Here is a 14,024-nt window from a genome sequence, read left to right as displayed (position 1 = left end):
CAGCACCCGACGACGGACCGGAGCACGAGCGGACCGACGAGGCCTCCCCCGGCGTGGAGGCGAACACCCGGCGCATCGAGGCCTCCGTGGTCACCGACTTCAGCGACCGCATGAGCTACGGCGGCTACCTCGACCTCGAGACGCTGCTCTCGGCGCAGCGGCCGATCTCGCGGCCGGAGCACCACGACGAACTGCTCTTCATCATCCAGCACCAGACGACCGAGCTCTGGCTGAAGCTCGTGCTGCACGAGCTCGAGGCGGCATGCGAGTCCATGCGACGGGACGAGCTGGCCCCGGCGCTGAAGAGCATCGCGCGGGTCAAGCACATCCAGAAGACGCTCACCGAGCAGTGGTCGGTGCTCGCGACCCTCACGCCGAGCGAGTACGCGCAGTTCCGCGGCGTGCTCGGCAACTCGAGCGGGTTCCAGTCGTACCAGTACCGGGCGGTCGAGTTCACGCTCGGCAACAAGAACGCCAGGATGCTGCGGGTCTTCGACGCCGACCCCGTCGCGGGCGCGATCGTGCGCCGCGCGCTCGAGGCGCCCAGCCTGTACGACGAGTTCCTGCGCCTGCTCGCACGCTCGGGCTACGACATCCCCGCCGACGTCCTCGAGCGCGACGTGACGACCGCGTGGACCTACCGTCCCGAGCTGGTGCCCGTCTTCACCGCGATCTACGCCGATCCCGACGCCAACTGGGCGGCCTACGAGACCTGCGAGGAGCTCGTCGACCTCGAGGACAACTTCCAGCTGTGGCGGTTCCGTCACCTGAAGACCGTCGAGCGCATCATCGGCTCGAAGACCGGCACGGGCGGGTCGAGCGGCGCCCCGTTCCTGCGGCGCGCACTGGAGCTGACCTTCTTCCCCGAGCTGTACGCCGTGCGGACCGAGCTGCCGGGATGAGCAGCGTGGTCGACGCGGAGGGTGCGGGCCCCGGCCCGCTCGCCCGCCGCGTGCGCCGCTCGCTGAACGGCGACCACCCCGGCGAGACCGGCACCATGCTGCCGCCGCTCATCGACCACCACGTGCACCTCCAGCTCGCCGACCCCGAGCCCGCCGTCGCGCACGGCATCGCGGCGGTCGTCGACCTCGGCGCCGACCCCGGCGCGATCGCGCGCATCGCGCGGGCGGACGGCCTGCCCCGGGTCCGCTACGCCGGGGCGTTCCTCACCGCGCCCGGCGGGTACCCGTCGACCCGGCCGTGGGCGCCGTCGGGCAGCGTGCGCGAGCTCTCCCCGATCGGCGACGCCGACGCCGCGCGGGCCAGGGGCCATCGCGCGCTCACGGGTCCCATCGAAGCCGCCGTCGACGAGCAGCACCGCTTCGGCGCCGCCGTGATCAAGGTCGCGCTGAACGCGGCCGCCGGCCCCGTGTTCGACGGCCCGACGCTCGCCGCGGTCGTCGCCGCCGCGCACGCCGCCGGGCTGCCGGTCGCCGCGCACGCCGAGGGTCCCGGCACCGCCGCGCTGGCGATCGATGCGGGCGTCGACGTCCTCGTGCACGCGCCGTTCAGCGAGGCGCTCGACGACGATCTCATCGCCCGGGCCGTCCGGGCGGGGCAGCGGTGGATCTCGACCCTCGCCATCCACGTGCGCGACGATCACCGTGCGGCCGAGACGGCCATCGGGAACCTCGGCAGGTTCCACGCCGCCGGCGGCCGCGTGCTCTACGGCACCGACGCCGGCAACGGCCCGCTCGACCCGGGCGTGAACGCGGAGGAGGTCGCCGCGCTCGTGCGGGCCGGCCTCGGGGCATCCGCCGTCGTCGCGGCGCTCACCGACCCCTGGCCCGAACCGACGCGCGCCTGGGCCGACGCCGGGATCGCCACGTTCGTGCCCGGACCGGCGCCCGTCGGCGACGCCCTGGCCGACCCCGACGCCGTGTCCCGCTGGCTCGCGGGGGCGCGCATCGTCCCGACCGAGGAACTGGAGCCCCGTTGACCATGGATTCGCTGCTCGCCTACGCACGCCGCCAGGACCGCGCGGACGGACTCGCGCACCTGCGCCGGCGGTTCGTCGGCGCCGACACCGACCTCGTCTACTTCGACGGCAACTCGCTCGGCCGACCGCCGATCTCGGCGATCGAGCGGGTCGAGCGGTTCATGCGCGAGGAGTGGGGCGGCCGGCTCATCCGCGGATGGGACGAGTCGTGGCTGCAGCTGCCCTACGAGATCGGCGACCGGATCGGACGCGCCGTGATCGAGGCGACGGCGGGCCAGACCGTCATCGGCGACTCGACGACCGTGCTGATCTACAAGCTCGCGCGGGCCGCGGTCGACGCGCAGATCGCGCGCGACCCGCAGCGACGCGAGATCGTGGTCGACCGCGACAACTTCCCCACCGACCGGTACGTGCTCGAGGGCATCGCGAAGGAGCGCGGCTGCCGCCTGCGCTGGATCGACGTCGACCTGACGCGCGGCGTCACGTCGGAGCAGCTGGCCGAGGCGGTCGGACCGCACACCGCGCTCGTCGTGCTCAACCACGTCTCGTACCGCTCGGCGTTCCTGGCCGACGCCCCCGAGCTCACCCGCATCGCGCACGACGCCGGCGCGCTGGTGATGTGGGACCTCTGCCACTCGGCGGGCTCGGTGCCGGTGCACGCGGACCGGTGGGGCTTCGACCTCGCCGTCGGCTGCACCTACAAGTACCTCAACGGCGGACCGGGCTCGCCCGCGTTCGCCTACGTGCGCGACGACCTGCACGAGGTGCTGCAGCAGCCGATCCAGGGCTGGTTCGGCACCGCCGACCTGTTCGCGATGGGGCCCGAGTACGTGCCGGCGGCGAGCATCCGCCGCTTCGTCAGCGGCACGTCGCCGATCACGGGCATGATCGCGATGCAGGAGACGCTCGCGATGATCGAGGTCGCGGGCATGGCGGCCATCCGCGCGAAGTCCGTCGCGCTCACGGCCTACGCGATCGAACTGGCCGACGCCTGGCTCTCGCCGCTCGGGGTCGAGGTCGCCTCGCCCCGCGACGCCGAGGAGCGCGGCGGCCACGTCATCCTCCAGCACGACGCGATGCGCGAGGTCACGGCACGACTGTGGCAGCGCGACGTCGTCCCCGACTACCGCGACGTGGGCGGGCTCCGCGTGGGCCTCGCCCCGCTCTCCACGAGCTTCGAGGAGGTCCACCGCGGGCTCGAGGCGACGCGCGACGTGCTCCGCGAGGTGCTCGCGGAACGGGCCGGACTCGGCTAGCCCGCGGTCGCGGCGGATCCGGTCCGCGCACCCGTGTCCGGCCTCTGCCCGAGCAGAACGGCGAGGATCACGGCGAGCGCGATCCCGCCCTCGGAGATCGCCGACAGCCAGAGTTCCGGTGCCGTGATGACGAGCGAGGCGCCGAGCACCACGTGCATGGCGCTGATCGCCAGCACCAGCGCACGCCCCGCCTCGACCCGCCGGCCCCGCGCGAGGAGCACCCCGACGGCGACCGCCACGCCCATGAGCATGTTGTAGACGCCGACGTTGCGCGTCCACAGCGCCACGGCGTCGTAGTCGCCCGGCTCGATGAGGAAGATCGCGTACAAGCCGGGTTCCCGGAAGAAGAACGTCTCGAGCGCTCCGACCACGATGAGCGTGAGGGCCTCGATCGCGGCGAGCACCTGTGCGAGCGTACCCATGGCCCGCATTGTCCTCCCCCTCGGGGTTCGCCGCCACCTCTGGCCATGCACCCGCGGGCCCGGTTCCCCACCCCGGGTACCACGCGTTCCGGAGCGGTGCAATCCCCGCCCGGAGTTCACGCGCCCGGAACATGTCGCGCGTAGCATGGCCGCACACGCGAGGCAGATGGAAGGGACGATTCCATGACGGATGCGACGCAGGAGCAGGCCGAGAAGCAGGTCGAGGAGCTCGACGAGCAGGTCGAGGCGGCGATCGAGCACGCCGAGGAGGCCGCCGACGAGGCGGAGGCGGCGGCCGAGGTCGCCGCGGACGAGGTCGCGGACCTGGTCGACGAACTCGCCGAGGCCGCGAGCGCCGCGGCTGCGAAGGCCGCTGCGGCGGCGTCGGACGCGGCAGCGCAGGCGAAGGCCCTCGCGACGGACGCGATGGACGACGCCGGCGAGTTCCTCGACGACGCGACCGAGTGGGTGCAGGCGAAGTACCGCGAGAACCCGGCGCTCGTGCTGGGCGTGGCCGCGGCCGCCGGCGCCGCACTGCTGGTCGGCATCGGCGCGATCGTTCGCGCCGTGACCCGCGACTGATCCGCGGGTGACGCGCACGGGCGGGGGCGCGGTCGCACCGACGCCGGGTCTCCGCCCGTGGTCGATGGTCATCGGGCTCGGGTTCGTGAGCCTGTTCATCGACATGGTCTCGGACGGGGCCATCTCGGTCGGTGGCGCGCTGCTCGAGGAGCTCGGCGCCACGGCAGCGCTCGTCGGCGCGGTGACCGGGACGGCGACCGCGGTCGCGCTCGTGCTCCGGCTCGTGACCGGACCCTGGGCCGACCGCACGCGCGCGTACTGGGGATTCACGATCGTCGGCTACGCGATGAGCGCCATCAGCGTGCCGCTGCTCGCGCTCACCCCATCGCTCGGCGCGGCGTCGCTGGCGGCCGCGAGCGGGCTCCTCCTCGCCGAACGCACCGGCAAGGGCATCCGCGGCCCCGCGAAGACCGTGCTGCTCGCGGACGCCGCAGGGGCCGTCGGCCGCGGCCGCGCGTTCGGGGTGCACAAGCTCCTCGACCAGGTCGGGGCGTTCGCCGGCCCGCTCCTCGTCGCCGGGATCGCGGCCGCCACCGGCCAGGTGTGGCCGGCCTTCGTCGCGCTCGCGGTGCCCGCCGCGGCCGCGATGGTGCTGCTCGGCTGGCTCAGGACACGCGTCCCCGACACCCGGGTGTACGCGCCCGCGGCGACCGGCGATCCGCCCGCGGACGCGCCGGCGCCGCCGCCGGCGCCGACGGCGGCCGCGCCCGCGGCACGGCGCTCGCTCTCCGCGCTCCTGGCCGGCCTCGGCGCCGTCCCGGCGCATGTCCGCACGACGTTCCTCCTCTTCGCGACGTTCGCGGCGCTCACGACGTTCGGCCTGCTGAGCTTCGGCGTGCTGTCGTACCACCTTGTCGCGGCCGGGCTGGTCCCGATCGCCGGGGTGCCGCTGGTGTACGCCGTCGGCATGGCCACCGCCGCGCTCGGCGCGATCGCCACGGGATGGGCGTACGACCGGGTCGGTGCCGGCATCCTGTTCGCCGTCCCCGCGCTCACCGCGTTCGTGCCCGGCCTCGCGCTCGGCGGGGCGATCGGCGCGGTCGTCGCCGGCGTGGCGATCTGGGGCCTCGCGACGGGGGTGCAGGACTCGACCGTGAAGGCCCTCGTGGCCGACCTGGTGCCCGCGGGGCAGCTCGGCTCCGCGTACGGCTGGTTCGCGGTGTTCCAGGGCGTCGGGGCGCTCCTCGGCGCCACCCTCGCCGGGGTGCTCTACTCGGACCTGACCGTGCTCGTCGCACTCGTCGTCGGCCTGCAGGTCGCCGCAGCGTCCCTGCTGGTGGTCGTCCTGCGGCGGCGTCGGAGCGAGCACGCCGACGGCTAGAATCGAGGCATCCACACCCTCGACACCGAACGGAGGACCGCGGTGCCCACCATCGTCGTCGACGTGATGCCCAAGGCCGAACTGCTCGACCCGCAGGGGAAGGCCGTCGCCGGCGCCCTGGCCCGCACCGGGCACGGTTCCATCAGCGGGGTGCGCGTGGGCAAGCGCTTCGAACTCACCGTCGACGGGCCCATCGACCATGCGCTCCGCTCCGAGGTGGAGGCCCTCGCCGAGAACGTGCTCTCGAACGCCGTCATCGAGGACGTCGTGGGCATCCACTACGAGCAGTCGAACGCCGAGCTGGCGGGCGAGGCCGCGAGCCACCACGACGGCTACGACGCCCCCGCGGGCGAGACCCACTGAGGCGCCCGGCCATGCGCATCGGCGTCATCACGTTCCCCGGCTCGCTCGACGACCGCGACGCGCAGCGCGCGGTCCGCCTCGCCGGCGGCGAGCCGGTCGCGCTCTGGCACGGCTCGCACGACCTCGAGGGCGTCGACGCGCTCGTGCTGCCCGGCGGCTTCAGCTACGGCGACTACCTGCGCTGCGGCGCGATCGCCTCGCTGAGCCCGATCATGACCGAGGTCGTCGACGCGGCGAACCGCGGCATGCCCGTGCTCGGCATCTGCAACGGCTTCCAGATGCTCACCGAGGCGCACCTGCTCGAGGGCGGGCTGATCCGCAACGACCACGGCTCGTTCATCTGCCGCGACCAGGTCCTCCGGGTCGAGAACACGTCGACCGACTGGACGGGCGCGTTCGCCGCCGGCCAGGAGATCACGATCCCGCTGAAGAACGGCGAGGGCGGCTTCATCGCGTCGGACGAGACGCTCGACCGGCTCGAGGGCGAGGGCCGCGTGGTGTTCCGCTACGTGGGCGTGAACCCGAACGGGTCGCTGCGCGACATCGCGGGCATCACCAACGAGCGCGGCAACGTGGTCGGCCTCATGCCGCACCCGGAGCACGCGGTCGAGCCGGGCTTCGGCCCCGACACGGCCGCCGCCATGCGCTCCGGCGTCGACGGCCTCGACTTCTTCACCAGCGTCATCCGCCGCGCGCTCGTCGAGGCGTAGCACCGACGGTCACCTCCCGTAGTGTGGACCGCGGGAGGTGCCGATGCCGACATCCGATGGAGCCCGCCGCTGGTGGGCGACGTTCACCGAGTCGGTCTCCTCGCGGATCTGGCCGCTGCCCGTCGCCGCGGTCGTCGCGTCGGTCGTCGCCGGCATCCTGCTCCCGATCATCGACCTCGCCGTCGACGAGGACCTCCCGACCTGGTTCCAGGCGCTGCTGTTCAGCGGCGGCACGGATGCGGCGCGGGCCGTGCTCACCACGATCAGCGGCTCGCTCATCACCGCGACCTCGCTCACGTTCTCCCTCACCGTGGTCGCGCTCCAGCTGGCGAGCAACCAGGCCTCGCCGAGGCTGCTGCGCACGTTCTCGTCGGATCGGATGGTGCACGGCACCCTCGCGATCTTCCTCGCCACGTTCGCGTACTCGCTCACCGTGCTGCGCACGGTCTCCGACACGGGCGACCAGGTGCCGCGCATCTCCATCACGCTCGCGTTCGTGCTGACGCTCGGCAGCGTCATCGTGCTCGTGCTCTTCCTCGCGCACCTCGCGAGCCGGCTCCGGATCGAGACCCTGCTGCGCGACGTGCACCGCGAGACCGGGCGCACGATCGCGCTCGTCGGCGCCGACGATCGCCCGACGGCGCCGGCGCCGGCACGTCCCGACGACGTCGAGTCCGTCATCGCGCGGCGCTCCGGATTCGTGACCGGCATGGACCGCGACCGGATGATCGCGGCGGCGCGCGAGCACCGCGCCGTGATCCGCGAGGTCCGCCCCGTCGGCGCGAGCATCATCGAGGGCTCGCCGCTGGCCGAGTGGTGGCCGGCCGACGACGCCGGCCCGGAGCAGGGCGTGTCGGCCTCGCGCGCCGACCGCGCCGCCCTCGACCAGGCGATCCACGACGCGTACCAGGTCGACTACGAGCGCACGTCGCCGCAGGACATCGGGTACGGGATGCGGCAGATCGCCGACGTCGCGGTGAAGGCGCTCTCCCCCGGCGTGAACGACCCGACCACGGCGGTGCACGCCCTCAGCCATGTCGCAGCGCTGCTCGGCGACCTCGCGGAGCTCCCGCCCGCCCCCGCCGCCTATGCGGACGAGGACGGCACGGCACGCCTGGTGCCCGTCGGCCACGACTTCGGCGACCTCCTCGAGGTCGGCATGCAGCAGGCCAGGAGGTACGGCGCGGCCGATCCGGATGTCGCGGAGCGGCTGTTCCAGCTCGTCGGCGACGTGGGCCGACGTGCCACGCGACCCGAGCAGCGCGCGGCGCTCGCGGAGCAGCTCGACCGGCTGATCGCCAGCGTCGGGTCGGCGGACTACGACCCCGTCGAACGGGCTCGATTCGCCGCCCTCGCCGAGTCCGCCCGCGCGCGGCTCGCGTGAGGCCGGGCCGCGGCCGGCCCGCGGATTCGAGGTGCGTCCATGGGTCCGCCAAAGGCGGCGCATAGGAGCGGGGCGCAGGCTGCCCGGTGACCGCGGTGCGAGTGAACCGCGGCGGACACCCGGAGGATCGACCATGACCACGACCGCCCAGCCGCCGACGTCTGCGACGGACGAATCCACGAGCGCCACCCCGAACCCCACTGGCCCGACCGAGCCGATCTCGGCGCGGTCCGGTGCCGACGGCACGCCGGAGGCTCCGCCCTCCCCGCCGCCCTACCGGCCCGATCCGCCCGCGGAGGGCACGCCGCCCGGCTCGTCCGGGCCGAGAGCCGACGAGCGCGACACGCCCTGGTACCGGCGGGCCTGGGTGCTCGCCGTCGGCGCGCTCGTCATCGCCCTGGTCTTCTTCGGCGCCGGCTTCGCGGCGGGCAACGCCGTCTCGCTCGTGAACGGGGTGGTCGGGGTGCGCCTCGGCGACGGCCTCGCGCCCGGCCCGCTCGACGGCCGCGACGGTGCCGGGCCCGACGGCCGGCTCGGAGACCGTGCGCCGTTCGGCGGACGCGACGGCGGACGCGGCGAGCGCGACGGCGACCGCGGACCGTTCGGCGACCTGGACCAGGACGGCGACGACACCGGCTCGGACGACGGGACCGGCACGGAGGACGGCACCGACCCCGACGACGGGACCGGCACCGATTCCGACTCGGGCACGACCTGAACGGCCGGGGACGGCGCGCCGCCGGCTCGTCCCGGGCGCACGCCTAGGGCGCGCCGTCCTCCGCGTCCTCGCGCCGCCCGGGCAGCCCGCCGTCGCCGTCGGGCCCGCCCGCGCGGCGCGGCGGCGTCTCGTCGTCGTCCTCCGGACGCTGCACGGGGATCGCCTGGGTGAACTCGGAGGCGCGCTGCTCGCCGTCGGCCGTCCCCGAGAAGAGGCCGACGCGCTGCGTGGGCGCCGTGACGGGTCGCGGTTCGACGGGCTGCCGGTCCGGGCGCGGCTCCTGCGCCTCCGACTCGTCGGCGACCGGGAGCGCCACCGTGGCGCCCGAATCGGCCCCGACGAGCACGCGCTGCTGCGGGAGCGCCGTCGCGTCCTGCTCCCGGAGCCATTCGACGAGCTCCTCGCGCACGAGGCAGCGCAGGTCCCAGAGCGCGGCCGAGTCCGCGGCGCTCACGAGCACGCGCACCCGCACGAGACCGCCCGTGGCATCCGTGATCTGGACCACCTTGGTCCGGCCGTCGAAGAGCTGGTTGCCCTCGAGCACGCGGTCGAGCTCCTCGCGCATCGCGTCGGTCGACACGCGCCAGTCGACGTCGAGCTCGACCGTGCCGATCAGCTCACTGCCGTACTTGGTCCAGTTCTGGAACGGCTTCGACGTGAAGTAGGTGCAGGGCAGGACGACGGTCCGCTCGTCCCAGGTCACGACGACCACGTAGGTGAGGGTGATCTCGCGGATGCGTCCCCACTCGCCCTCGACGACGACGACGTCGTCGACGCGGATCGCCTCGCTGAATGCGATCTGGATCCCGGCGAACATGTTCGACAGCACCGACTGCGCGGCGAGGCCGGCGACGATCGACGCGACGCCCGCGGACGCGAGCACGCTCGCCCCCACCGCGCGGATGCTCGGGAAGGTGAGCAGGATCGCGCCGAGCGCGAGGATCACGATCACGACGACCACGAGCCGGCGCACGATCTGGAACTGGGTGTGCACGCGGCGGGCGACGCGGTTGTCCTCGACGTCGAGCCGGTAGCGGCTCACGCCGAGGTCGGCGAGGAACAGGAAGAGCTGCGCCACGAGCCAGGCGCCCGCGGCGATCAGCGCGATGAGGAAGGCGTGGTCGACCGCCCCGCGCCAATCGGCCGAGGGGAAGGCCAGTGCGATCGAGATCCACGCGCCGGAGACCAGCAGCACGCTGCGGAACGGCCACCTCGCGCGCCGGATGAGGATGCCCGCCCACGCGCGCTGGCGGGCGACCGCGCGGACGATGATCGAGGCGATCGCGGACGCGACGAACGTCGCGACGACGGCGACGACGAGCGCGATCGCGAGGACGAGCAACGTCTCCCAGGCTTGTACGTCGGGCAATGGGGACTCCCTCCGGTCGGCTCCCCAGCGTAGGGGGGATCCCCGCCGCGACTGCAAGCGGAGCCGGGTTCTCCCGGCGAGCCCCCAGCCGCCGCCGCGCGCATCGCGCCGCGCCGGCGAGCCGGATCAGTCGCGCTCGCGTCGCGCGATCCACGCGCGCACGAGGTCCTGCAGTGCGCCGCGCTTGCGCTGGAGGTCCGCGGCGTCGGCGAACTTCGCGACCCGCGACGTGTCCCCCTCGCCCTCCAGGAGGCCGTCGGGGTCGGGCAGTTCGGCGCCCCGATGGAACATCAGGCTCACGTGCGCCTTCGACTTCGGGTAGAAGGAGGCGATGTTGCCCAGGTACGTGAACGTCGGAGCCTGCCACTTGACGGTCTCCTCGACCCGGTCGTCGGCCTCGAGGACCGCCTCCCGGACCGCGAGCACGAGCTCCTTCTGCGGATTGTCGTAGCGCTCGAACCAGGCGTCCACCGCCTCGTCGTGACGGACCATGGCCGCAGTATGCCACCGCCCCCGCCGGGCGGCCAGCGGGCGTCGGCTCCGCGGAGGCGGCACGGCGGGCGCGGGTAGCCTGAACGGATGGGCCTCACCGAACTCGTCGCGCTCGACGGCGGGAGCTTCCGCATGGGCAGCGACCGGCACTATCCCGAAGAGGCGCCGATGCACGATCGGCACGTCGCCCCGTTCGCCATCGAACGCCACCCGGTCACCAATGCCCAGTTCGCCGCGTTCGTCGAGGCGACCGGCCACGTCACGGTCGCGGAGCGTCCGCTCGATCCCGTCGAGTTCGCCGACGTGCCCGACGCCGATCGCGCTCCGGGTTCGCTCGTGTTCACCCCGACCCGGGGTCCGGTCGACCTGCGCGACTGGCGGCAGTGGTGGCGGTGGGTGCCCGGCGCCGACTGGCGGCATCCGTTCGGCCCCGACTCCGGTATCGGCGACCGGGCCGAGCATCCCGTCGTGCACGTCGCCTTCGCCGACGCCACGGCGTACGCCGAGTGGGCCGGCCGGCGCCTGCCCACCGAGGCCGAGTGGGAGTTCGCGGCGCGCGGCGGGCTCGACGGGGCCGAGTTCGCCTGGGGCGACGAGCGGATGCCGGACGGTGCGGTCATGGCCAACACCTGGCAGGGCGACTTCCCCTACCGGAACACGGGCTGGGGCGGAACCTCGCCCGTAGGATCGTTCCCCGCGAACGGGTACGGGCTGGTCGACGTGATCGGCAACGTCTGGGAGTGGACCCTCGACCCCTTCACGCCACGTCACGTGCCGCCGGGGACGGAGTCGGTCGACCGAGGCGATCGCGCCGACCTGCTGGGCGGGGTCGCCCCGTCGCGTGCGCTGCACGTGACGAAGGGCGGGTCGCACCTCTGCGCCCCCGAGTACTGCCGCCGCTACCGGCCGGCGGCGCGGTCGTCGCAGGCCGAGGACTCCTCCACCACGCACCTCGGCTTCCGCTGCGCGGCCGACGCCGGCTGACCCTCCGCGAACCTCAGCGGTACTCGGGGTTCGGATGGCCCGGCGTCGGCCGGTAGCCCCACCGCTCGCCGTCCGCCCACGCGTCCGGGAGGTTCCCGAGCGCGGGGAACCCGCCCGCGGCCTTCAGCAGTCGCGCGAGATGCATCAGGTTGTAGGTCATGAACGTCGTGTTCCGGTTGGTGAAGTCGTTCTCGGGCCCGCCCGACCCGTCGTCGAGGTAGCTCGGACCCGGCCCCGCCTCGCCGATCCATCCGGCGTCCGCTGCCGGCGGGATCGCGTAGCCGATGTGCTGGAGGCTGTACAGGACGTCCATCGCGCAGTGCTTGATGCCGTCCTCGTTCCCGGTGATGACGGCGCCGCCCACCTTGCCGTAGTAGACGTACTGCCCGCGGTCGTTCCGCATGCCGCTCATCGCATACAGGCGCTCGATGAGGCGCTTGGTGACCGACGAGTTGTCGCCGAGCCAGATCGGCCCGCCGACGAGGAGGATGTCGGCCGCCTCGATGCGCGGCCAGACCTCGTCGGGCCAGGCGTCGACCTCCCAGCCGTGCTCGCGCATGTCGGGGTGGACGCCGGTCGCGACGTCGTGGTCGATCAGGCGCAGCACGTCGACGACGACCCCGTGCTCGCGCATGAGCGCGATGCTCGCGTCCAGCAGGCCCTGCGTGTTGCTCACCTCGGACGACCGCTTGAGCGTGCAGTTCACGACGCATGCGCGGAGGTCGCCGAAGTCCGAATCGCCCATGCAGGGACGCTACCTCCGCGGGGCGGCCTCGGCACCGCCTTGTCGGCGAATGCACGGCTTCCCGCTCCCGCCGCCGCGCGGCATGATTGGCGCACGCCCAGATCGAAGGAGATCGCATGGTCCGCAGCCCGTCGTCCGACATCGAGATCCCGGACCTCTCCGTGCACGAGTACCTCTTCGGCCACTTCGACGAGTCCCGGCTCGACCACCCTGCCCTCATCGACGGCACGAGCGGTGCGGTCACGACGTACCGCCGGCTGCTGGCCCAGGTCGACGGCTTCGCCGGCGCCCTGGCCGCACGGGACGTCGGCGTCGGCGACGTGGTCGCCGTCCTGTGCCCGAACGTGCCCGCGTTCGCGACGGTGTTCCACGGGATCCTGCGCGCCGGTGCGACCGCGACCACGGTCAACTCGCTCTACACGCCCGACGAGATCGCGAGCCAGCTCGACGACGCCGGCGCCCGATGGCTCGTCACCGTGGGCGCGCTCCTGCCCGGCGCGATCGCGGCCGCCGAACGGCACGGCATCCCGGCCGAGCAGGTGGTCGTGCTCGACGGCGCGCCGGGGCATCCGTCGCTCGCCGACCTGCTCGGCGAGGGCCGCACCGCGCCCGAGGTCGAGTTCGACCCGGCGACCCACGTCGCCGTGCTGCCCTACTCGTCCGGGACGACCGGGCGGCCGAAGGGCGTGATGCTGACGCATCGCAACCTCGTCGCGAACGTGGCGCAGTGCCGTGCCGCGATCGGGCTCGAGCACTCCGACCGCGTCCTCGCCGTACTGCCCTTCTTCCACATCTACGGCATGACCGTGCTGCTGAACTTCGCGCTCAGCCGGCGCGCGTCGCTCGTGACGATGCCGAGGTTCGACCTCGCGGAGTTCCTGCGGGTGGTGAGCGAGCACCGCGCGACCTGGGTCTTCATCGCACCGCCCATCGCGGTGGCGCTGGCGAAGCATCCGATGGTCGACGAGTTCGACCTCTCGAGCGTGAAGGTCGTCTTCTCGGGCGCCGCCCCCCTCGACGGCGCGCTCGCGGAGCTCGTCGCGGCACGGCTGGGCTGCACGGTCTGCCAGGGCTACGGCATGACGGAGACGAGTCCCGTGACGCACGTGATCCCGGTGGATCGCGACGAGCTCGACCGCTCGAGCATCGGCGTGCTGCTGCCGAACACCGAGGCACGGGTCGTCGACTCCGACTCCGGCTCCGGCGCCGGCGCCGACGTCGACGTGCCCGACGACGGCACCGCGAGCTCGCCGGGCGAGCTGCTGATCCGCGGACCGCAGGTCATGACCGGGTACCTGGGCCGCCCGGACGCGACCGCGGACATGCTCGACGAGGACGGATGGCTGCACACCGGCGACGTCGCGACCGTGACGGCCGACGGGGTGTTCCGCATCGTGGACCGCCTGAAGGAGCTGATCAAGTACAAGGGCTACCAGGTCGCGCCGGCCGTGCTCGAGGCGGTGCTGCTCGAGCATCCCGCGATCGCCGACGCGGCCGTGATCGGCACGCTCGACGAGGACGGCCAGGAGGTGCCGAAGGCGTTCGTGGTGGTGCAGGCGGGGCAGACGCTCGACGAGCAGGCGGTGATGGCGTTCATCGCCGAGCGCGTCGCACCCCACGAGAAGGTCCGTGCCGTGGAGTTCATCGACCGGGTGCCGAAGTCCGCGTCGGGGAAGATCCTGCGCAAGGACCTGCGGGCCCGGGAGGCCGAGGCCCGGGGGAGCGGGCGGTGACGCCGC

Annotated in this window: 15 protein-coding genes; 11 read left to right on the top strand and 4 right to left on the bottom strand. The window is 73.5% G+C overall.

Annotated features, from left to right (window positions below; all coding sequences use genetic code 11):
- Positions 1-53: 53 nt before the first annotated feature.
- The 3 genes from kynA to ABME01_RS00615 are packed head-to-tail and all read left to right on the top strand — an operon-like array spanning position 54 to position 3,195.
- Positions 54-902 (top strand): tryptophan 2,3-dioxygenase, encoded by an 849-nt coding sequence (kynA, locus tag ABME01_RS00625; RefSeq protein ID WP_353826596.1) that lies wholly within the window; start codon positions 54-56, stop codon positions 900-902.
- A complete protein-coding gene (locus ABME01_RS00620) occupies positions 899-1,939 on the top strand; it encodes an amidohydrolase family protein (protein ID WP_353826404.1) in 1,041 nt (346 codons plus the stop codon). The genes kynA and ABME01_RS00620 overlap by 4 nt, the downstream gene beginning before the upstream one ends.
- Before the next feature lie 2 nt (positions 1,940-1,941).
- On the top strand, positions 1,942-3,195 hold the full coding sequence (locus ABME01_RS00615) for a kynureninase (protein ID WP_353826595.1): 1,254 nt from the start codon (positions 1,942-1,944) through the stop codon (positions 3,193-3,195).
- On the opposite strand, the gene ABME01_RS00610 is transcribed toward ABME01_RS00615, so the two are convergent.
- On the bottom strand, positions 3,192-3,617 hold the full coding sequence (locus tag ABME01_RS00610; RefSeq protein WP_353826403.1) for a DUF1304 family protein: 426 nt from the start codon (positions 3,615-3,617) through the stop codon (positions 3,192-3,194). The genes ABME01_RS00615 and ABME01_RS00610 overlap by 4 nt on opposite strands.
- A 183-nt stretch (positions 3,618-3,800) precedes the next feature.
- Between ABME01_RS00610 and ABME01_RS00605 the strand changes: the two genes are divergently transcribed.
- The 6 genes from ABME01_RS00605 (at position 3,801) to ABME01_RS00580 (ending at position 8,695) form a co-directional block, all read left to right on the top strand.
- Complete coding sequence (locus ABME01_RS00605) at positions 3,801-4,199, top strand: hypothetical protein (protein ID WP_353826402.1); 399 nt, start codon at positions 3,801-3,803, stop codon at positions 4,197-4,199.
- Positions 4,200-4,206: 7 nt separating this feature from the next.
- Complete coding sequence (locus ABME01_RS00600) at positions 4,207-5,520, top strand: MFS transporter (RefSeq protein ID WP_353826401.1); 1,314 nt, start codon at positions 4,207-4,209, stop codon at positions 5,518-5,520.
- Between the two features lie 42 nt (positions 5,521-5,562).
- Positions 5,563-5,883 carry a phosphoribosylformylglycinamidine synthase subunit PurS gene (gene purS / locus ABME01_RS00595; protein ID WP_353826400.1) on the top strand — a complete coding sequence of 107 codons (321 nt, stop codon included), beginning with the start codon at positions 5,563-5,565 and terminating at the stop codon, positions 5,881-5,883.
- 11 nt (positions 5,884-5,894) lie between these two features.
- Positions 5,895-6,593, top strand: a complete 699-nt coding sequence (purQ, locus tag ABME01_RS00590) for a phosphoribosylformylglycinamidine synthase subunit PurQ (RefSeq protein ID WP_353826399.1) — start codon at positions 5,895-5,897, stop codon at positions 6,591-6,593.
- Positions 6,594-6,636: 43 nt separating this feature from the next.
- Positions 6,637-7,977 carry a DUF2254 domain-containing protein gene (locus ABME01_RS00585; RefSeq protein ID WP_353826398.1) on the top strand — a complete coding sequence of 447 codons (1,341 nt, stop codon included), beginning with the start codon at positions 6,637-6,639 and terminating at the stop codon, positions 7,975-7,977.
- 133 nt (positions 7,978-8,110) lie between these two features.
- Entirely contained in the window at positions 8,111-8,695 is a 585-nt protein-coding gene (locus ABME01_RS00580; protein ID WP_353826397.1) for a hypothetical protein, read from the top strand.
- Positions 8,696-8,738: 43 nt separating this feature from the next.
- Here ABME01_RS00580 and ABME01_RS00575 read toward each other — a convergent pair whose 3' ends face one another.
- Positions 8,739-10,064, bottom strand: a complete 1,326-nt coding sequence (locus ABME01_RS00575; RefSeq protein WP_353826396.1) for a mechanosensitive ion channel family protein — start codon at positions 10,062-10,064, stop codon at positions 8,739-8,741.
- A 126-nt stretch (positions 10,065-10,190) separates the two neighbouring features.
- Complete coding sequence (locus ABME01_RS00570) at positions 10,191-10,556, bottom strand: DUF1801 domain-containing protein (RefSeq protein ID WP_353826395.1); 366 nt, start codon at positions 10,554-10,556, stop codon at positions 10,191-10,193.
- Between the two features lie 87 nt (positions 10,557-10,643).
- Between ABME01_RS00570 and ABME01_RS00565 the strand changes: the two genes are divergently transcribed.
- On the top strand, positions 10,644-11,540 hold the full coding sequence (locus ABME01_RS00565; protein WP_353826394.1) for a formylglycine-generating enzyme family protein: 897 nt from the start codon (positions 10,644-10,646) through the stop codon (positions 11,538-11,540).
- A 13-nt stretch (positions 11,541-11,553) separates the two neighbouring features.
- Here ABME01_RS00565 and ABME01_RS00560 read toward each other — a convergent pair whose 3' ends face one another.
- Positions 11,554-12,285 (bottom strand): flavodoxin family protein, encoded by a 732-nt coding sequence (locus ABME01_RS00560; RefSeq protein WP_353826393.1) that lies wholly within the window; start codon positions 12,283-12,285, stop codon positions 11,554-11,556.
- Positions 12,286-12,401: 116 nt separating this feature from the next.
- Here ABME01_RS00560 and ABME01_RS00555 point away from each other — a divergent pair, with 116 nt between their 5' ends.
- On the top strand, positions 12,402-14,018 hold the full coding sequence (locus tag ABME01_RS00555; RefSeq protein ID WP_353826392.1) for an AMP-binding protein: 1,617 nt from the start codon (positions 12,402-12,404) through the stop codon (positions 14,016-14,018).
- Positions 14,019-14,024: the final 6 nt, after the last annotated feature.

It is taken from the genome of Agromyces litoreus (assembly GCF_040496015.1).
In the GTDB taxonomy this organism is placed as follows: domain Bacteria; phylum Actinomycetota; class Actinomycetes; order Actinomycetales; family Microbacteriaceae; genus Agromyces; species Agromyces litoreus.
This window is presented reverse-complemented; position numbering and strand designations above follow the sequence as displayed.